Source organism: Streptomyces sp. JLBJ103, assembly GCF_058215575.1.
Genome location: NZ_CM177089.1, coordinates 3,748,181 through 3,766,730 on the forward strand (window position 1 = coordinate 3,748,181; position 18,550 = coordinate 3,766,730).

General features: G+C 70.4%; 13 protein-coding genes. 6 read left to right on the plus strand and 7 right to left on the minus strand.

Annotated elements, in window-relative coordinates:
- Positions 1 to 85: 85 nt before the first annotated feature.
- A complete protein-coding gene (locus AC4BEG_RS16390) occupies positions 86 to 2,161 on the minus strand; it encodes a PhoX family protein (RefSeq protein ID WP_490706610.1) in 2,076 nt (691 codons plus the stop codon).
- A gap of 258 nt (positions 2,162 to 2,419) precedes the next feature.
- On the opposite strand from AC4BEG_RS16390, the gene AC4BEG_RS16395 reads away from it, so the two are divergent.
- The 3 genes from AC4BEG_RS16395 (at position 2,420) to AC4BEG_RS16405 (ending at position 7,209) form a co-directional block, all read left to right on the plus strand.
- Complete coding sequence (locus tag AC4BEG_RS16395; RefSeq protein ID WP_490706611.1) at positions 2,420 to 4,774, plus strand: VWA domain-containing protein; 2,355 nt, start codon at positions 2,420 to 2,422, stop codon at positions 4,772 to 4,774.
- A gap of 156 nt (positions 4,775 to 4,930) precedes the next feature.
- Complete coding sequence (gene metG, locus AC4BEG_RS16400; RefSeq protein ID WP_490706612.1) at positions 4,931 to 6,655, plus strand: methionine--tRNA ligase; 1,725 nt, start codon at positions 4,931 to 4,933, stop codon at positions 6,653 to 6,655.
- A 149-nt stretch (positions 6,656 to 6,804) separates the two neighbouring features.
- The gene (locus AC4BEG_RS16405; RefSeq protein WP_490706613.1) at positions 6,805 to 7,209 is read left to right on the plus strand and encodes a DNA-binding response regulator; all 405 of its coding nucleotides are present in this window, start codon (positions 6,805 to 6,807) and stop codon (positions 7,207 to 7,209) included.
- A gap of 36 nt (positions 7,210 to 7,245) precedes the next feature.
- Here AC4BEG_RS16405 and AC4BEG_RS16410 read toward each other — a convergent pair whose 3' ends face one another.
- Together AC4BEG_RS16410 and aspS are read right to left on the minus strand one after the other, a co-directional pair.
- Positions 7,246 to 8,157: a hypothetical protein gene (locus AC4BEG_RS16410; RefSeq protein WP_490706614.1), complete on the minus strand. Its 912-nt coding sequence runs from the start codon at positions 8,155 to 8,157 to the stop codon at positions 7,246 to 7,248.
- A 39-nt stretch (positions 8,158 to 8,196) separates the two neighbouring features.
- Positions 8,197 to 10,017 (minus strand): aspartate--tRNA ligase, encoded by a 1,821-nt coding sequence (gene aspS / locus AC4BEG_RS16415; protein WP_490707098.1) that lies wholly within the window; start codon positions 10,015 to 10,017, stop codon positions 8,197 to 8,199.
- 117 nt (positions 10,018 to 10,134) lie between these two features.
- On the opposite strand from aspS, the gene AC4BEG_RS16420 reads away from it, so the two are divergent.
- Complete coding sequence (locus tag AC4BEG_RS16420) at positions 10,135 to 12,288, plus strand: ATP-binding SpoIIE family protein phosphatase (protein WP_490706615.1); 2,154 nt, start codon at positions 10,135 to 10,137, stop codon at positions 12,286 to 12,288.
- 16 nt (positions 12,289 to 12,304) lie between these two features.
- Here AC4BEG_RS16420 and AC4BEG_RS16425 read toward each other — a convergent pair whose 3' ends face one another.
- On the minus strand, positions 12,305 to 13,258 hold the full coding sequence (locus AC4BEG_RS16425; RefSeq protein WP_490706616.1) for a pirin family protein: 954 nt from the start codon (positions 13,256 to 13,258) through the stop codon (positions 12,305 to 12,307).
- A 94-nt stretch (positions 13,259 to 13,352) separates the two neighbouring features.
- Entirely contained in the window at positions 13,353 to 13,850 is a 498-nt protein-coding gene (locus AC4BEG_RS16430; protein WP_176181725.1) for an SseB family protein, read from the minus strand.
- A gap of 140 nt (positions 13,851 to 13,990) precedes the next feature.
- Between AC4BEG_RS16430 and AC4BEG_RS16435 the strand changes: the two genes are divergently transcribed.
- Complete coding sequence (locus tag AC4BEG_RS16435; RefSeq protein ID WP_490706617.1) at positions 13,991 to 15,817, plus strand: acyl-CoA dehydrogenase; 1,827 nt, start codon at positions 13,991 to 13,993, stop codon at positions 15,815 to 15,817.
- Between the two features lie 128 nt (positions 15,818 to 15,945).
- Here AC4BEG_RS16435 and AC4BEG_RS16440 read toward each other — a convergent pair whose 3' ends face one another.
- Positions 15,946 to 16,308: a hypothetical protein gene (locus AC4BEG_RS16440; protein WP_490706618.1), complete on the minus strand. Its 363-nt coding sequence runs from the start codon at positions 16,306 to 16,308 to the stop codon at positions 15,946 to 15,948.
- An 18-nt stretch (positions 16,309 to 16,326) separates the two neighbouring features.
- A complete protein-coding gene (locus tag AC4BEG_RS16445) occupies positions 16,327 to 17,076 on the minus strand; it encodes a TNT domain-containing protein (protein ID WP_490706619.1) in 750 nt (249 codons plus the stop codon).
- Between the two features lie 180 nt (positions 17,077 to 17,256).
- Here AC4BEG_RS16445 and AC4BEG_RS16450 point away from each other — a divergent pair, with 180 nt between their 5' ends.
- Positions 17,257 to 18,549 carry a M18 family aminopeptidase gene (locus AC4BEG_RS16450; protein WP_490706620.1) on the plus strand — a complete coding sequence of 431 codons (1,293 nt, stop codon included), beginning with the start codon at positions 17,257 to 17,259 and terminating at the stop codon, positions 18,547 to 18,549.
- Position 18,550 lies beyond the last annotated feature (1 nt).

Genomic DNA, 18,550 nt, shown 5'->3' on the forward strand with positions numbered 1-18,550 from the left:
GTGAGCCGGTGCAATAGGACGACCCCTGGTGCCCATGGGCACCAGGGGTCGTTCACCGCACGCCGCGCGGAAGCGGCGGCTGTGGTCAGACGCCGATGTTTCCGCCGTCGCGCCGCCATACGCTGATCACCGACGGACGGACCAGCTTGCCCGGTCCGTCCGGCCAGGTGGACTTGGGGTTCTCCACGCTCGCCCCGTCCATCTCACCCGGGTGCTGCACGGCCACCATCACCCGCCGGTCCTGGACGATCGGACCGCAGGTCTCGGCACCGTTCGGCACCGTCAGGAACTGCTTGACCTCACCGCGGCGGCTGCCCGCGGTGGCCACCCCGAACAGACCGTCGTGGTTGCCCAGGGCGTTGCCGTCCGTCGAGATCCACAGGTTGCCGTAGGAGTCGAAGGTCAGGTTGTCCGGGCAGGAGATCGAGCTGACCTGGTCCTTCGGGAAGCCGCCGAAGTAGGTGGACGGGTCCGCCGGGTCACCGCAGACCAGGAACAGCCGCCAGCTGAAGCGGCGGGAGGCCGGGTCGTCGCGGTGCTCGGTCAGCTCCAGGATCTGGCCGTGCTTGTTGCTCTTGCGCGGGTTCGCCTCGTCGACGGGCGGCTTGCCGTCCTTGCCCCGGTCGCTGTTGTTCGTCAGCGCGATGTACACCCGGCCGGTGCGCGGGCTCGGCTCGACGTCCTCGGGGCGGTCCATCTTCGTCGCGCCCGCCTTGTCGGCGGCCATCCGCGTGAAGACGTACACCTCCTCGGCGGTCATGCCCTCGACGTAGGAGGTGTTGCCGCTCGCCAGCGCGATCCACTGGCCGGTGCCGTCGAACTCCCCGTCCTCGGGCAGCTTTCCGCTGCCGTCGATCTCCGAGGCCGGGCTGTCACCAGTGAACTTGGCGACGTACAGCGTGCCCTCGTCCAGCAGGGTGCGGTTGTGCTCACGCGCGGCCCGGCTGGTGCCCTTCATCATGCGCTTGGACGAGACGAACTTGTAGAAGTAGTCGAACTTCTCGTCGTCGCCCATGTAGAGGACCGGGCGGCCGTCCTCGGTCAGCCGGGGCTCGGCGGCCTCGTGCTTGAAGCGGCCCAGCGCGGTCAGCTTGCGCGGGGTGGAGTCCGGGTCGAACGGGTCGATCTCGATGACCCAGCCGAAGCGGTTGGACTCGTTGGGCTCCTGCGCCACGTCGAAGCGCTTGTCGAAACGCTCCCATTTGCGCTCGGAAGCGGCCCCGGTGACGCCGTAGCGCTTGAGGCGCGCGGCCGTCGTCGGGTCGGTCACCGAACCGCCGTTGGCGAAGTACTGGTTGAAGTTCTCCTCGCCCGACAGCACCGTGCCCCACGGGGTGATACCGCCACCACAGTTGTTCAGCGTGCCCAGGATCCGCTTGCCGGTCGGGTCGGCCGAGGTGCGCAGCAGCTTGCTGCCCGCCGCCGGGCCGGTGACCTCGAACGGCGTGGTGCCGGTGATCCGGCGGTTGAGGCGGTGGCGGGTCACCGCGGTCAGCTTGCCGAGCTTGCTGTCCTCCTGCGCCACGACCACGGACAGTCCGTGTGCGGCCCAGCCGATCTCGGCCTGCTCGCGGGTGGGGTTGTTCGCGTCGTAGTGCGCGAACATCAGGACCTCGTCGGTGTACTCGTGGTTGACCACGAGCAGCTGCCGGTCCCGCTCGTCCGGAAGGTCGAGGACGGCCATGTAGTCGTTGTTGTAACCGAACTGCCCCGCCTGCGCCTTGGCCGACTGGTTGTTCGCGTCGAAGGCGGGCGCACCGCGCAGAATCGGGTCGCCCCAACGGATGACGACGTTCTGGTCGTGGCCCTCGGTGACGACCACCGCGTCCTTGGTGTTCGGCGCGACGGGCGCGAAGCGCAGGCCCCGTGCCGCGCGGCCCTTGGCCGCCTCGGCGGCCGTCGGCGCGGCGGTGCCCTCGGCGGCCGAGGCGAGCGGCGCCCGACCGAGCGCCGTGGCCCCGGTCGCGGCGGCCACGGTCACCACGGCGCTCGCCCGCAGCAGCGAGCGGCGCGACGCGGAGCGGGCGATGATGTCGCCCACGTACTCGTTGTCACTCGTGTTGGGCACCTCGTGGAAACAGGCGTCACCACAGCGGTACCGGCACGTCAGCGCCGAACGACCGCCCGGATGCGCGCTGATGAGCGGCAGCAGCTTGCGCACGTCTTCCCCTCCGTAAGGGTGTCACGTAAGGCTTCTGGGGGCCCGCTCGCGCGGCCCGCACCGACATGGCGTCGGAATCCCTCATTCGGTGTGAAGCTATGGGCGTAGAACCTCGGTACGGCGTCCGGTTCATGAACCATGCGTGAACGACGGGCGACCGGAATCGACGGAAGAGGGCGGCCGAGCGGCCCGCTAGCCTTTCGGCACCACGGTCATGCTCCGCCATGCACCGCACACGACACGTGAGAGGTATCTCCCATGGGCATACGGGACCTACTGCGCAAAGTTTTCGGACGCTCCCGGGCCACGACGGCGGACGACTCCGCCATGCCGGAGGCCGCAGTTGTCCCGGACACCCAGCCCGGGGAAACGGGGGCCGTCTCGGCTGAGGCCGCCGAGGCCGCCGAGGCCGCCGTCCCGGCCGAGACGGCCGAGACGGCCGAGGTAGCGGAGGCGGTGGAGGTGGCCGTAACGGTGGAGGAGCCCGAGTCCGCGCCCAAGGCCGAGGCCGAGGCCGCCCCCAGGATCCCGGCCCCGCGGTCCGCCGACGACGACATCCTGCCGGACCCGGCCCTGGCCGAACCCCTGAAGACGCTGGACGAAATCCTCGGCTCGCCCGACCCCGAGGCGAAGGCGGGCATCTCGGCAGCAGAGGCCCCTGCCGAGGCGTCGGCCGACGACGCGTCCGCCACCACCACGGAGACGGAGGCCGAGGCCGAGACCGAGGCCGAGACCGAGACGGCAACGAAGCCCGAGCCCGCCACGGCGGAGGCCGAGGACAACGCCGCCGCCAAGGCCAGCGAGGCGTCCGCCCCGGCGGCGGAGGCCGCCGAGAGCGACACCGCCGCCCCTGAGCCCAAGGCCGCTGCCGAGGCCGAGGCGGAAGCAGACGCGGAAGAGACCCCGGAGGCCACGGCCAACGACGCGTCGGCTGAGGCGAAGCCGGAGGCCAAGGAAGAGCCCGAGCCCGCCACGGCGGAGACCGAGGAGCCCCCCGCCCCGGCGGCCAAGCCCCAGGCCGACAGCGCCGCCAACGCGGAGACCGAGGACAACACCGCCGCCAAGGCCAACGAAGCGACGGCCACCGAGGCGTCTGCCCCGGCGGCTGAGGCCGCCGAGAGCGACACCGCCGCTTCGGAGCCCAAGACCGCTGCCGAGGCCGAGGCGTCGGCCGACGACACGTCCGCCGCCAACACGGCGGTAGAGCCGGAAGCCGTCGAGGAGCCCGCCGACACCACCACGGAGGCGGAGGCCGCCGAGAACGACACCGCCGCCCCCGAGCCCGAGGCCGCTGTCGCGGCCGATGGGGAAGCAGACGCGGAAGACGCCCCGGAGGTCACGGCCAACGACGCGTCGGACGAACCGACACCGGAGGCCGACGAAGCCGAGGCCACGGCGGAGCCCGAGCCCGCCACGGCACAGGCCGACGCGGAGCCCGCCACACCGAGCGAGCCCCAGGCCAACGCCCCCGTGGAAGCGGAGGCAGGGCCAGAGGGCGACGCCCCGGCGACTTCGGCCGACGACGCGTCGGACGAGCCGACGCCGGACATCGCCGAAGCGGAGGCCACGGCGGAGACCCTGAACGAGCCCGAGATGACCGCGAAGGTGGAGGAACCCGAGGCGCAGGCCGACGAGGAGCCCGCCCCGGTGGCCGAGCCCGCCACGAAGGCGGAGGTCGAGGCCGAGCCTGCCAAGGCGGAAGCCGTGGCCGATGACGCGTCGGACGAACCGAAAGCCGACGCCGCCGGAGCCGAAGGCTCGGAGGAGCCCGAGCCCGAGCCCGAGCCGGACACGGAGTCCGCCGAGAGCGGGGAAGCCAAGGCCCCGGCCGAGGCCGAGGCTACGACGAAGGCAACGGCCGCCGAGGCGACGGCGGGCACCCCGGCCGTGGGGGCCGCTGAGGTTCAGGAGAAGGCTCCCGCACTGGTCGGGTTGTACACCGCTGCCGCGGAGGTGATCGAAAAGCAGGGGATGGCCGGTACGCGCGCCGTCGTCTACCTCGTTCTCGACCGGTCCGGGTCGATGCGGAACTACTACAAGGACGGCACCGTCCAGCACCTCGCCGACCAGGCCGTGGCCCTCGCCACACACCTCGGCAGTGGCACCGGCACCGTCCCCGTCGTCTTCTTCTCCACAGACATCGACGGCACCGCCGAGATCGACCTCGCCAACCACTCCGGCCGCGTCACGGAGTTGCACGGGGCGCTCGGGCACATGGGGCGGACGAACTACCACACGGCGATCGACGCGGTCATCGACCACTACAAGAAGTCCGGCACCACCGACCCCGCACTGGTGATCTTCCAGACCGACGGTGCGCCCACCGGGAAGCCCGCCGCGGAGAAGGCGTTGTGCGCGGCGGCCGGGCTGCCGTTGTTCTGGCAGTTCATCGCGTTCGGCGACCCGGAGGCCAAGGGCTTCGACTTCCTCCGCAAGCTGGACACCTCCCCCGCGCTCGCCGTCCCGGAGAAGCGCGCCGTGGACAACACGGGCTTCTTCCACGCCGGGCTGGACCCCCGCGCGGTGGCGGACGCGGAGGTGTTCCAGCAGCTGGTCGGGAAGTTCCCGGGCTGGCTGGAGGAGGCGCGGACGGCCGGCGCCGTCAAGGGCTGACCCCGTCAAGCGCTGACCCCATCAGGGGCTGACGCACCAGGGGGCCATCCGCGGCGGGGAAATACCCGCGCGGGTGGCCCCCTGCGCTCGGATACGATATGGGCAGCTCACATCAGGAAAAAGTCACCCACAGTATCGACTCGGGAGCAGCCTGCAATGGCTCGACACCTCATCACCAGCGCCCTTCCCTACATCAACGGGATCAAGCACCTGGGCAACATGGTGGGGTCCATGCTCCCGGCCGATGTCTACTCCCGCTATATGCGCCAGCGCGGCCACGACGTGCTCTACATCTGTGCGACCGATGAGCACGGCACCCCGGCCGAGCTGGCCGCCAAGGAGGCGGGGCTGCCGGTGGACGAGTTCTGCGCCCAGCAGCATGACGCGCAGAAGGCGATCTACGACGGCTTCGGGCTCGCGTTCGACTACTTCGGCCGCAGCTCCTCCGAGCAGAACGTGCAGATCACCCAGACCATCGCCCGCGAGCTGAAGGCGAACGGCTTCATCGAGGAGCGCTCGATCCGTCAGGTGTACTCCAACGCCGACGGCCGCTTCCTCCCCGACCGCTATATCGAGGGCACCTGTCCGCACTGCGGCTACGACAAGGCCCGCGGCGACCAGTGCGAGAACTGCACCCGGGTGCTGGACCCGACCGATCTGATCGACGCGCGCTCGGCGATCAGCGGCAGCAGCGATCTCGAGGTGCGGGAGACCAAGCATCTGTTCCTGCTCCAGTCCAAGCTGGCCGAGGAGGTCGGCGCCTGGGTCGAGAAGCACGGCAAGGACTGGCCGACGCTGGCGTCGTCGATCGCCCGCAAGTGGCTGACCGAGGGGCTCCAGGACCGGGCGATCACCCGTGACCTGGACTGGGGCGTACCGGTCCCGGCCGACACCTGGCCGGACCTGGCGGCCGAGGGCAAGGTCTTCTACGTCTGGTTCGACGCCCCGATCGAGTACATCGGCGCCACCAAGGAGTGGTCGGACCAGGACCCGGCGCACCGCGACTGGAAGTCGTGGTGGTACGACGTGGACGAGACGGTCCGCTACACCGAGTTCATGGCGAAGGACAACGTCCCGTTCCACACCGTGATGTTCCCGGCGACGCTCCTGGGCACCCGGGACGTCTGGAAGAAGGTCGACTACGTCAAGGCGTTCAACTGGCTGACGTACTACGGCGGCAAGTTCTCCACCTCGCAGAAGCGCGGTGTGTTCACCGACGCGGCGCTGGAGCTGCTGCCCGCCGACTACTGGCGCTACTTCCTGATCGCCAATGCCCCGGAGTCCGACGACACCTCGTTCACCTGGGAGCACTTCTCGGCCACGGTCAACAAGGACTTGGCCGACACCCTGGGCAACTTCGTCAACCGGGTGCTGTCCTTCTCCCGCAAGCGGTTCGGCGACGAGGTCCCGGCGGGCAAGCCCGCCGGTGCGGCCGAGGAGCGGCTCGGTGAGGAGATCGCGCGGCTGCTCGCGGAGTACGAGGAGCACATGGACGCGCTCCAGTTCCGCAAGGCGGCGGCGGCGCTGCGTGCCCTGTGGAGCGCGGGCAACTCCTACCTGGAGGAGAAGGCTCCCTGGCTGGAGATCAAGACCGACCAGGAGGCGGCGGCCCTCACCCTGCGGACCGCGATGAACCTGATCCACCTCTACGCGATCGTCTCGGAGCCGTTCATCCCGGCGTCCGCGCGGGCCATGCGGTCGGCGTTCGCGCTGACGGACGACACCGCGCCGTGGGTGAGCCAGGAGGAGGCCAGGGCGCTGGCGTCGGTCCCGGCGGGCACCGCCTTCACCGTGCCGCCGGTGCTCTTCGCGAAGATCACCGAGGATGACCTGGAGTCCTACCGGGAGCGGTTCGGCGGCGTGGAGCAGCCGACGGCGTAAGCCCCAGGCGGCGTAAGCCCCAGGCGGCGTAAGCCCGCGGCGGCGAGCCCCCGGCGGGGGCGCGCGGGCCCGTTGAGCGCCCGACAACCGTTCGTTTAGTCCTGCCGATGACCCTGTGAGTCCACACCACGGGGAAATCGAGGAAAACAGTGCCGGACGCACGGGTCACGGTGACGGTCCACGGCCCCGACCCGCTCTCGCGGGCGGGGGTCGTCCGCCATCTCCAGCATCAGCCCACCGTCGAGCTGCTCGCCGGCGATGAGTCCCCCGCCACCGTGGCCGTCATGCTCGCCGAGCGGCTCGACGACGCGGCCGGGGCCGAGCTGCGCCGACTGGTGCGTGGCGGTGCGCAGCGGGTGGTGCTGGTCGCGGGCGAGCTGCCGGAGACCGAGCTGATGGCGGTGATGGAGTACGGCGTGCGGGCGGTGCTGTGGCAGCACCGCACCACGCCCGGACGGCTGTTGCGCGCGGTGCTCCGGGCGGCACGTACGCGGGAGCGGGGCGAACCGTGCGGGGTGGACCGGCGGCTGTCGGAGCCCGGTATCCCCCACTAGGGTCCATCTTCAAAGGGGGCGCCCGGCCGTCAGCGGTCAGCGGGCGAGGGACGCGGAGTCGCCCATCACCACCACCGGGTGGCGTTGCGGGTCCAGGGTCAGCAGCAGGTTCTTCATGTTCTTCCGGGAGAGGCTGATACAGCCCTGGGTGGGCCCGCCGTGGTCCACGTGGAACCAGATGCCACCGCCCCGGTTCCAGCCCATCGGCCGCGCCGGGTCCAGGGGTGAGGTGCCCGCCCGCCGGTTGTAGTTGATGGCCAGCGCATAGCCGAAGGACCCGGACAGCGGCTCGCCCTCGGAGCCGGAGCCATGGATGGTGAAGCCCGACCGGGTGTGGTCGTAGGGGAGCAGGGTGCCGGGGTCCTTGCGCCGCCCGCCCGAGTCGGTGAGGCCGAAGACACCGATCGGGGAGCGCAGATCGCCCTGGTGGTGACGGTCCGTCCAGCCGCGCTGCCCGTTGTGGGCCATCCAGGAGGCTCCGGCCCGCCAGGCCGCGCCCGCGTCGCCCGTACCGCGGCTGGTGCCGTGGCTCTCCTCGTCCGCCTCCACCCGTTCGTAGAGCACCGCGGTGGAGGTGGCGGAGTTCCGGCCGGTGCCCGTGACAACCACGACCTGGTCGGAGTCGTCCGGCAGTTCGGCCCGGGTCCGCGGCCCGAGTCCGGGCAGCGCGCGGCTCAGCTCGGGTGCGGGGTCGGAACGGGCCGCCGGGCGGACCGGGCCGCCCCGCCCGGGGTGGTGCGCGTTCGCGGGCTCAAGGGCCGCCCCACGTCCGGACAGCGCGCCGTCCGTGAACGAGTCGGGTGCGCCGGGGCGGCCGGCGGATCCGTTGTGGCCGCCGTCCGCCGAGCATCCGGTCAGCGACAGTGCCGACAGGAGGAGGGCGGCGGCGGTCAGCGCACCCGCGGCCCTCCGTCCGGTCCGCGTCCGTACCCTCGCAGATGTCTTCACACTCGAAGAACCGGCTGGGGTACCGGAGTGGTTGCCTCGTTACTCCGCGGGCTGCTCCGCCTGGCCCTCGGCCGGCTGCCCGTCCCTCTTCGCCGCCTGCTTGATCTGCGGCTTGCGGATCGACAGATGCAGCTCGCGCAGCCGGGCCTCGTCCACCTCGCTGGGCGCGCCCATCAGCAGGTCCTGGGCGTTGCCGTTGAGCGGGAAGGCGATGGTCTCGCGGATGCTGGGCTCATCGGCCAGCAGCATCACGATGCGGTCGACGCCGGGAGCGATACCACCGTGCGGCGGGGCACCGAAGTGGAACGCGCGGAGCATTCCGCCGAACTCGCGCTCGACCTCCTCGCGGGAGTAGCCCGCGATCTCGAACGCCTTGAACATGACCTCCGGCTCATGGTTCCGGATGGCGCCCGAGGACAGCTCGGTGCCATTGCAGACGATGTCGTACTGCCAGGCGAGAATGTCCAGCGGGTCCTTGGTCTCCAGCGCCTCCAGACCGCCCTGCGGCATGGAGAACGGGTTGTGGGAGAACTCGATCTGCCCGGTGTCCTCGTTCCGCTCGAACATCGGGAAGTCCACGATCCAGCAGAAGCGGAAGACGCCTTCCTCGAAGTGACCGGTGCGCTTGGCGACCTCGACCCGCACCGCGCCCATGATCTTGGAGACCTCGTCGTAGTCGCCCGCGCCGAAGAAGATCGAGGTGCCGGGCTTGCCCTCGACCTCGGCGATCAGCTTCTCGACGTCCTCGTCGCTGAGGAACTTGGCGATCGGGCCGGTCAGCTTGGCGTCCTCACCGATCCGCACCCAGGCCAGCCCCTTGGCGCCGTGCAGCACCGCGAACTCGCCCATCTGGTCGAAGAACTTCCGCGGCTGGTCGGCGGTGTCCGGTACGGCAAGGGCGCGGACGTGCTTGTCGGCGAACGCCTTGAAGCCGGAGCCCGCGAAGACATGGCTGACGTCCTTCAGCTCCAGCTTGGCGCGCAGATCCGGCTTGTCGGAGCCGTACTTCAGCATCGCCTCGCGGAACGGGATCCGCAGGAACGGCGAGGTGACATGGCGGCCGTTGCCGAACTCCTCGAAGAGCTCGGTCATGACCTTCTCGATGACCTCGAAGACGTCCTCCTGCTCGACGAAGCTCATTTCGACGTCGAGCTGGTAGAACTCGCCCGGCGAGCGGTCGGCGCGGGCGTCCTCGTCGCGGAAGCAGGGCGCGATCTGGAAGTAGCGGTCGAAGCCCGCGATCATCAGCAACTGCTTGAACTGCTGCGGGGCCTGCGGCAGCGCGTAGAACTTGCCGGCGTGCAGCCGGGACGGGACCAGGAAGTCGCGCGCGCCCTCGGGGGAGGTGGCGGACAGGATCGGGGTCGCCATCTCGTTGAAGCCCTGGGCGGTCATCTTCTGCCGGATCGCGGCGATCACGGCGGAGCGCAGCATGATGTTGCGGTGCATCCGCTCACGGCGCAGGTCCAGGAAGCGGTACTCCAGCCGCCGCTCCTCGTTCACCCCGTCCTCGGGGAAGACGGTGAAGGGCAGCGGGTCGGCGGCGCCGAGCACCTCGACATCGGTGACCTCGACCTCGATCTCACCGGTCGGCAGCTCGGGGTTGACGTTGTCCGCACCGCGCGCGATCACCCGGCCGTCCACCCGGACGACGGTCTCCTTGGTGAGGGAGCTGAGCGCCTCGTTGGCCGGGGTGTCCGGGCGGACCACCAGCTGGACCAGGCCGTAGTGGTCACGGAGATCGATGAAGAGGATGCCGCCCAGGTTCCGTCGATTGTGGAGCCAGCCCGAGAGCCGGACGTCCGTGCCGACGTCAGCGGCGCGGAGCTGACCACAGGTGTGGGACCGGTACCGATGCATCATTCATCCAAGTCGTGTGATCGGGAGGCGTACGTACCCTCGGGAGCTTCTGGGCAAGCCTACCGGCGCCCGGACCCTCACTGGTAAGCGCTCGGAAAATCCCCATAAGGTAGTGCAATGCGCACCGAGGACCTGCTGGCCGCCATGGCGACCGGTCTATGGCGTTGGGACAGTGTCTCGGGCGCCGTCGCCTACGACGCCGAAGCGGCCCGGCTGGTGGGACTGCCCGCCGAGGCCGTCACCCTCTCCCAGGCCGCCGCCCGTGCCTGCTTCCACCCCGCGGACTGGCTGGAGGTCAAGGCCACCGTGCTGCTGGCGCTGGCCGAGGGCAGCCTCGCCGAGGCCCGGCTGCGGGTGGTGGACGAGAAGGGCACGGTGCTGCGGACCGTGCGCTGCCGGGCCCGGCCGGTGGCCCGTGGCGGCAGCGAGGACGGCTACTACCTGCTCGGCACCCTCCAGGAGGTTCCCGAGCCGCTGCCCGGCACCGCCGCGCAGGGCGCGCCGGTCACCGGTGACTGGCGGCGCAACCGCGAGGCGTTCCTGCTGGACGCGGGGCGGGCGCTGGCCGAGGCGATGTCCACCGCCGAGGTGCTGCGGGTGGCTGCGGGGCTGTCGATGCCCGGCTTCCTCCCGGACGGTCTCGCGGTCTTCGGGGTCGCGGGCGACCGGATCTCGGTGATCGGACGGAACGGGCCCCGGGCGGCCGCCGAGCATGCCTCCGGTGACATAGCCATGGACCACGACGCCCCCGCCGCCGAGGTGGTCCGCACCGGGCGGGCGGTCTATCTGCCCTCGCCGGACCACTACCGCGAGCGCTTCCCCACCGCCTGGCCGCTGGCCCGGTCCCGCCGCCGCCACTCCTGGGCCTATCTGCCGCTGATCGTCGCGGGGCGGACCATCGGCGCCTGGATGGCCGGGTTCGCCCATCCGGTGTCGTTCTCGCCCGATGAGCGTTCGGTGCTGACCACGATCGCCCGGATGCTCGCCCAGGCGCTGTCCCGTACCGCCCTCCAGGAGACCGAGCGCGAACTCGCGGACGGGCTCCAGCGCTCGATGCTGCCCGCCCGCAAGCCCGATATCCCCGGTCTCGCGGTGGCCGCGCGCTATGTGCCCACCGGCGGCGGGCTCCAGGTCGGCGGCGACTGGTACGACGTGATCGCACTGCCCTCGGGCCGCACCGCGCTGGTGATCGGCGATGTGCAGGGGCACGATGTACGGGCCGCCGGGATCATGGGGCAGCTCAGGATCGCGGTGCGCGCCTACGCCTCCGAGGGGCACCACCCGGACGCGGTGCTCTCGCGCGCCTCCCGCTTTCTCGCCGGGCTCGGCGACACCGGCTGGACGGGCGCCGACGAGGGCTGGGACCCGCGGTTCGCGACCTGTCTGTATATGGAGGTGGATCCGGTCGCGGGCACCCTCGACATCGCCCGCGCCGGTCATCACGATCCGGCGGTGCGGCTGGCGGACGGCACGATGGTGCTCCCCCCGACGGCGGGCGGACTGCCGCTGGGGATCGACCCGGACAGCGACTACCCCACCACCCGGGTGGTGCTGGAGCCCGGCGAGACGCTGCTGATGTGCACTGACGGACTGATCGAGACCGGTGGGCACGACCTGGAGACCGGCTGGGACCGGATCCGGGAGGTCTTCGAGCGGCCGACCCCCCAGACCGGTGAGCCCGGCGCGACCGGCGGCGGGGACGATCTCGAATCGCTGGCCGAGGCCCTGGTGCAGGCGGTGCACGGGCCGCCGTCCCACCGCTCCACCGGCCCGCTCGCCGACCGCCGCGAGGACGACATAGCCCTGCTGCTGATCCGGCGCGAGGCCGAGGTGTGCCTGGTCGGGCCGGGCTCGGCGCCGGTGCGGCGGACCGCGGTCACCGTCGCGCAGGCCGAGCCGGAGCGGATAGCCGGTGCCCGGCAGCAGCTGCGCGACATGCTGCACGACTGGACGGACCGGGACCAGGTGGAGTCGGCGGTGCTGCTGCTCAGCGAGATGGTCACCAACGTGTTGGTGCACACCGACGGCGACGCCCTGCTGGTCGCCGAGGTCAGCGGGCGGCACGGGACCCGGCGGCTGCGCCTCGACGTGGCCGACGGCAGCGACGAGCTGCCGCACCGCCGCCGCCCGGGTGAGCTGGCCTCGTCGGGCCGCGGGCTGCTGCTGATGGAGATACTGGCCGATGCCTGGGGGGTCGATCCCCGGGGCGACGGCAAGTGCATCTGGTTCGAGCTGCATGAGAAGGCCCCGGAGGGGCTCCCCGCCGGGTAGCCCCCGTCGGCTCGCGTCAGCTCTCGTCGGCGGGTATGCGGCCGAGCCGTCCGGCCTGGAAGTCCTCGACGGCCTGGGCCAGCTCCGCGCGGGTGTTCATCACGAACGGGCCGTAGTGCGTCATCGGTTCGCGGATCGGCTGCCCACCGAGCAGCACCAGCTCGAAGTTGGGGCTGCGCGACTCCTGGACGGCGTCGGCCCGTACGGTCAGCGCGTCACCGCCGCCGAAGACCACCGTCTGCCCGGTGCGGAACGGCCGCCCCTCCGGACCGGCGGTGCCGCGGCCGGCCAGCCCGTAGGCGAGGGCGTTGAAGCCGGGGTTCCAGGGCAGGGTCAGCTCGGCGCCCGGGTTGAGCGAGATATGCAGCATGGCGATCGGGGTGTGGGTGATACCCGGGCCCCGGTGGCCGTCGACCTCGCCCGCGATCAGCCGCAGCAGGGCGCCGCCGTCGGAGGAGGTCAGCAGTGTGACCTTGCCGCCGCCGATGTCCTGATAGCGCGGCGGCATCATCTTGTCCTTGGCCGGGAGGTTCACCCACAGCTGGAGTCCGTGGAACAGCCCGCCGCTCATCACCAGCGCCTCCGGCGGGGCCTCGATGTGCAGCAGCCCGGAGCCCGCGGTCATCCACTGGGTGTCGCCGCCGTTGATCGTGCCGCCGCCGCCGTGGGAATCCTGGTGCACAAAGGTGCCGTCGATCAGATAGGTGACGGTCTCGAAGCCGCGGTGGGGGTGCCAGGGAGTGCCCTTGGGCTCGCCGGGCGCATACTCCACCTCGCCCATCTGGTCCATCATGATGAACGGGTCGAGGTGCTGGTAGTCGATGCCCGCGAACGCGCGCCGCACCGGGAAACCCTCCCCCTCGAAACCGCCGGGCGCGGTGCTGACGGCGAGCACGGGGCGGTGCCGTGCCCCGGCCGGTGCTGCGACACGGGGCAGGGTCAGCGGGTTGTCCACGGTCACTGCGGGCATGACGGCCTCCTTGGTCGTTCACCATTCAACTTAATTGAAGGGTGAACGACCCGCAAGAGTGCCTTTATCGCCGCATCAGCGGCATCCGGCCGTACTAGCCGTACATGCGCCGCATCGCGAAATCGACCATCTGTTCGACCGCCTTGGCGTCGAAGACCATCCGGTGCTCGCCCTCCATGTCGAGGACGAAGCCGTAGCCGGTGGGCAGCAGATCGATCACCTCGGCGCCGGTGATGACGAAGTACTTGGACTCCTTGCCCGCGTACCGCCGCAGCTCCTTGAGCGAGGTGAACATCGGGATCACCGGCTGCTGGGTGTTGTGCAGCGCGAGGAAGCCGGGGTTGTCACCGCGCGGGCAGTAGACCTTGGAGCTCGCGAAGATCTGCTGGAAGTCCTCCGCCGACATCGAGCCGGTGGTGAAGGCACGCACCGCGTCGGCCAGCGACGGCGGCGACGGCTCGGGGTACAGCGGCTGCTCGCCGTAGCCGGCACCCGGCTGGGGGTGGTGCGACAGCGGCGGCTGCTGTTGCGGCGGAGGTGGCGGAGCGGCGTAACCCTGCCCTGCGCTCGCGTTCTGGTCGTAGCCGTACATACACCGAAGCGTACTGAGTCACAGTTGACCGTTTGAGGGTTGCCCTTTATTACCCACGGGTAGCATCATGGCCACTGAGATCGCATCGATACGCGTTACATCAGAGGTCCCTGCCTCCCGAGCCTTACGGAGCCGTCGCCATGGGGCACTACAAGTCGAATCTCCGCGACATCGAGTTCAACCTCTTCGAGGTGCTCGGCCGCGACAAGCTGTACGGCACCGGTCCGTTCGCGGAGATGGACGTCGAGACCGCGAAGAGCGTGCTCGCCGAGATATCCCGGCTCGCCGAGAACGAGCTGGCCGCCTCCTACGCCGACTCGGACCGCAACCCGCCGGTCTTCGACCCGGCCACCAACACCGCGCCGGTGCCCGAGTCGTTCAGGAAGAGCTACCAGGCGTACATGGACGCCGAGTGGTGGCGCCTGGGCATTCCGGAGTCGCTGGGCGGCACCTCCTGCCCGCGCTCGCTGCTGTGGGGCTCGGCCGAGACCATCCTCGGGTCCAACACCCCGATCTGGATGTACGCTTCCGGCCCGGCCTTCGCCGCTGTGCTCCACGACGAGGGCACCGAGGAGCAGTTGAAGATCGCTCAGCTGATGGTGGACAAGCAGTGGGGCTCCACCATGGTGCTGACCGAGCCGGACGCGGGCTCCGACGTGGGCGCCGGCCGCGCCAAGGCGGTCCAGCAGGAGGACGGCACCTGGCACATCGACGGGGTGAAGCGCTTCATCACCTCCGGTGAGCACGACCTCTCCGAGAACATCATCCACTTCGTGCTGGCCCGTCCCGAGGGCGCGGGGCCCGGCACCAAGGGTCTGTCGCTGTTCGTGGTCCCCAAGTACGACTTCGACTGGGAGACCGGTGAGCTCGGCGAGCGCAACGGCGTCTACGCCACCAACGTCGAGCACAAGATGGGTCTGCGGGTGTCCAACACCTGTGAGCTCACCTTCGGCGCCAACGGCCCGGCCAAGGGCTGGCTGCTGGGCGAGAAGCACGACGGCATCCGCCAGATGTTCAAGATCATCGAGTTCGCGCGGATGATGGTCGGCACGAAGGCCATGGCCACCCTCTCCACCGGCTACCTGAACGCGCTGGAGTACGCCAAGGAGCGGGTGCAGGGCGCCGACCTGGCGGCCTTCACCGACAAGGCGGCCCCGCGCGTCACCATCACCCACCACCCGGACGTGCGCCGTTCGCTGATGACGCAGAAGGCGTACGCCGAGGGCCTGCGCTCCCTCGTCCTCTACACCGCCTCCGTCCAGGACGACATCCTGGTCAAGGAGGCCGCGGGCGAGGACGCCTCCGATGTCCACGGTCTCAACGACCTGCTGCTGCCCATCGTCAAGGGCTACGGCTCGGAGAAGGCGTACGAGCAGCTGGCGCAGTCGCTCCAGACCATCGGCGGCTCCGGCTACCTCCAGGAGTACCCGCTGGAGCAGTACATCCGGGACGCCAAGATCGACACCCTCTACGAGGGCACCACGGCGATCCAGGGCCAGGACTACTTCTTCCGCAAGATCGTCCGGGACCAGGGCAAGTCGCTGACCATCATCTCCGAGGAGATCAAGAAGTTCCTGGCCGAGGCCGTCGGCGGCGAGGAGCTGGCCCCGGCCCGCGACCAGCTCGCCCAGGCCGCGGTGGACCTGGAAGCGATCGTGGGCACCATGCTCACCGACCTGACCGCCACCGAGCAGGACGTCACGTCGATCTACAAGGTCGGCCTGAACTCCACCCGGCTGCTGATGGCCTCCGGTGACGTCATCATCGGCTACCTGCTGCTCAAGGGCGCCGCGGTCGCCACCGAGAAGGTCGGCACCGCCTCCGCGAAGGACATCTCCTTCTACCAGGGCAAGATCGCGGCCGCGAAGTTCTTCGCGCACGAGGTCCTGCCGGGCGTCTCCGTCCAGCGCGCTCTGGCCGAGTCGGTCGACAAGAGCCTGATGGACCTGGACGAGTCCGCGTTCTGATCCCCCGGTGACACCGGCTCGCGCAGCCTGAGCGAAGCCGTCCAGCGGCGGTGGAAGCCGGCCGGCCCCCTGACCGGGGCGGCCGGCTTCCGTGCGGTGACCACTCCTTGCGCTGCCGCTCCCCGCTATCACTCCTTGTCGGGCGGCCGCTCGCGCAGCGCCCGTTCCACCTCTTCCCACGCCTGGCGGCGGATCTCCTCTCCCTCGGCGAGGAGTTCCTCGACCGACGCGCTCCCGGCGCCGGGTGGCCGGGGCCGCGCCCTCAGCTTGGCCAGCAGATCCCGGCACGCCTCGTCCTCGGTGGCGAACCGGCTCAGATCCCGTTCCACCGAGCGCTCCCGCAGCCCGGTCGTCCAGCCGCCGTCCGGCGCGGGGCGCAGGAAGTAGTAGGCGTCCGGCTGGACCGGGATGTCATGCGCTCCCGGGATGTCGTACAGCGCGTCCGGCACCTGCTCCTCATGGAGGACGCGGATCAGTTCCGATCGGTCCACGACAACCAGCATCCGCCGTCAGTTGAGCGGGGTGAGGTTCCCGGCGGCGACAAGCTGAGGGATCGAGGGTCCGGTCAGATACTGGAGCCCCTGTCCCGGCTGGCCGAACCAGGGCCGGATCGGACCGGCCTCCACCAGGAAGGGCTTGGTGACCTTGTAGAGGTGATAGCCGAACGGATAGGCCGGGTCGAGGGTGTTGAGGTTGCTCGGCGGCAGCGCGCGCTCGGTGAAGGGCGTACCGGCCGGGGCGAGGAAGTGACCGAAGCCGCTGCCGAAGAGGTCGACCCGCTGCCCGGCCTTCAGGGTGACGGTGGTCTTCAGAGGCTCACCGTTGAGCAGCGTCCAGCCGTCCGGGTACGGGTACCACCAGCCGTTGGTCGTCTCGTTCCAGTAGCAGTCCAGGAAGGCGGCGGAGGAGCGATAGCCGTCCAGCCGCTGGTAGCCCTCCAGCATCCGGCCGATCGCGCCGTTGCGGGGCAGAGAGGCCGGGCCCAGCCGCCAGTCGCCCTGGAAGTACCGCTGTAGCGGGGGATTGGGCGCGGCGTTCGTCCCGCCGACCCGGTCCCTCGTGGGACAGGGCGCTTGGCGGCCGTACCCGTCGTCCGGGCGGCTGTCCGGGGAGCGCGGGTCTTGCGGACCGACCTCGGCGGCCGAGGGAACCAGTCCCATGGCGACAAACCCGGCGGCGGGCTGCGCCACGGCCGAACCAGCGCTGCACAGCAGCAGCAGCGACCCCAGGACGACGAGGACGTGTCGTAGAACGCGCATCCGGTGTATCCCCTTGCGTGCGACTCAGTACGAGGGAGCGGTCACGGGGAATATGGGCCGATTTGCCGGACTCATAGCGTTAGCTGACGTGCTTTCATCAGATCGGCGCAACACGACCCCACGGATGGATCCACCCGCCACTCGCCGGTCGCCGGGCCGGTCCGAATCTATGCTGAGCACATGAGCGCACACCCCGGCATCGACCGCGGCCACACCGATGACCTGATGGCCTTCCTCCGCGCCAGCCCATCGCCCTACCACGCAGTAGGAAACGCCGCTCAGCGCCTGGCAAACGCGGGTTTCCGGCAGGTCGAGGAGACCGCCGCCTGGGATGGAGAGGCGGGCGGGCGGTATGTGCTGCGGGGTGGAGCGATCATCGCGTGGTACGTGCCAGAGGGGGCGAGACCGTCCACTCCATACCGAATTGTGGGCGCTCACACCGACTCTCCCAATCTGCGGGTCAAGCCGATTCCCGACACCGGAGCGCACGGCTGGCGCCAGATCGCCGTCGAGATCTACGGCGGCGCCCTCCTCAACACCTGGCTCGACCGCGACCTCGGCCTCTCCGGCCGGATCACCCTCAGAGACGGCTCGCACCGGCTGGTCACCGTCGACCGCCCGCTGCTGCGGGTGCCCCAACTCGCCGTACACCTGGACCGGTCCGTCAACAGCGAGGGCCTCAAGCTGGACAAGCAGCGCCATATGACGCCGATCTGGGGTCTGGGCGAGGTCGAGGAAGGCGATCTGATCCGCTTCGTCGCCGACGAGACCGGCGTCGCGGCCGACGAGATCGGCGGCTGGGACCTGATGGTGCACAGCGTCGAACCGCCCGCCTACCTCGGGCGTGACCGCGAACTGGTGGCCGGTCCCCGGATGGACAATCTGCTGTCCGTGCACGCCGGTACGGCCGCGCTGGTGGCCGCCGCCGCCCGCACCGACCTCGACGCCATCCCCGTGTTCGCCGCCTTCGACCACGAGGAGAACGGAAGCCAGTCCGACACCGGCGCCGACGGCCCGCTGCTCGGCAATGTCCTGGAGCGGTCGGTCTACGCCCGCGGCGGCGGCCACGAGGACAGGGCGCGCGCCTTCGCGGGCAGCTTCTGCCTGTCCTCCGACACCGGGCACGCCATCCACCCCAACTACGCCGAGCGCCATGAGCCCGGCCACCACCCGCGCCCCAACGGCGGCCCCATCCTCAAGGTCAACGTCAACCAGCGCTATGCGACCGACGGCTCCGGACGAGCCGTCTTCGCCGCCGCCTGCGAGCGCGCCGGAGTGCCCTGGCAGAGCTTCGTCTCTCACAACGCGATGCCGTGCGGCACTACGATCGGTCCGATCACCGCCGCCCGCCACGGCATCTCCACCGTCGACATCGGTGTGGCGATCCTGTCCATGCACTCGGCGCGCGAGCTCTGCGGGGCACAGGACCCCAGGCTGCTCGCCAAAGCGCTGACCGCATTCCTGGAGGGCTGAG

Excerpts from the sequence above, each read along its gene's own strand:
- AC4BEG_RS16395 (WP_490706611.1), top strand. The coding sequence starts at position 2,420 with ATGGGCATACGGGACCTACTGCGCAAAGTTTTCGGACGCTCCCGGGCC.
- metG (WP_490706612.1), top strand. The coding sequence starts at position 4,931 with ATGGCTCGACACCTCATCACCAGCGCCCTTCCCTACATCAACGGGATC.
- aspS (WP_490707098.1), bottom strand. The coding sequence starts at position 10,017 with ATGCATCGGTACCGGTCCCACACCTGTGGTCAGCTCCGCGCCGCTGAC.
- AC4BEG_RS16420 (WP_490706615.1), top strand. The coding sequence starts at position 10,135 with ATGCGCACCGAGGACCTGCTGGCCGCCATGGCGACCGGTCTATGGCGT.
- AC4BEG_RS16425 (WP_490706616.1), bottom strand. The coding sequence starts at position 13,258 with ATGCCCGCAGTGACCGTGGACAACCCGCTGACCCTGCCCCGTGTCGCA.
- AC4BEG_RS16430 (WP_176181725.1), bottom strand. The coding sequence starts at position 13,850 with ATGTACGGCTACGACCAGAACGCGAGCGCAGGGCAGGGTTACGCCGCT.
- AC4BEG_RS16435 (WP_490706617.1), top strand. The coding sequence starts at position 13,991 with ATGGGGCACTACAAGTCGAATCTCCGCGACATCGAGTTCAACCTCTTC.
- AC4BEG_RS16445 (WP_490706619.1), bottom strand. The coding sequence starts at position 17,076 with ATGCGCGTTCTACGACACGTCCTCGTCGTCCTGGGGTCGCTGCTGCTG.
- AC4BEG_RS16450 (WP_490706620.1), top strand. The coding sequence starts at position 17,257 with ATGAGCGCACACCCCGGCATCGACCGCGGCCACACCGATGACCTGATG.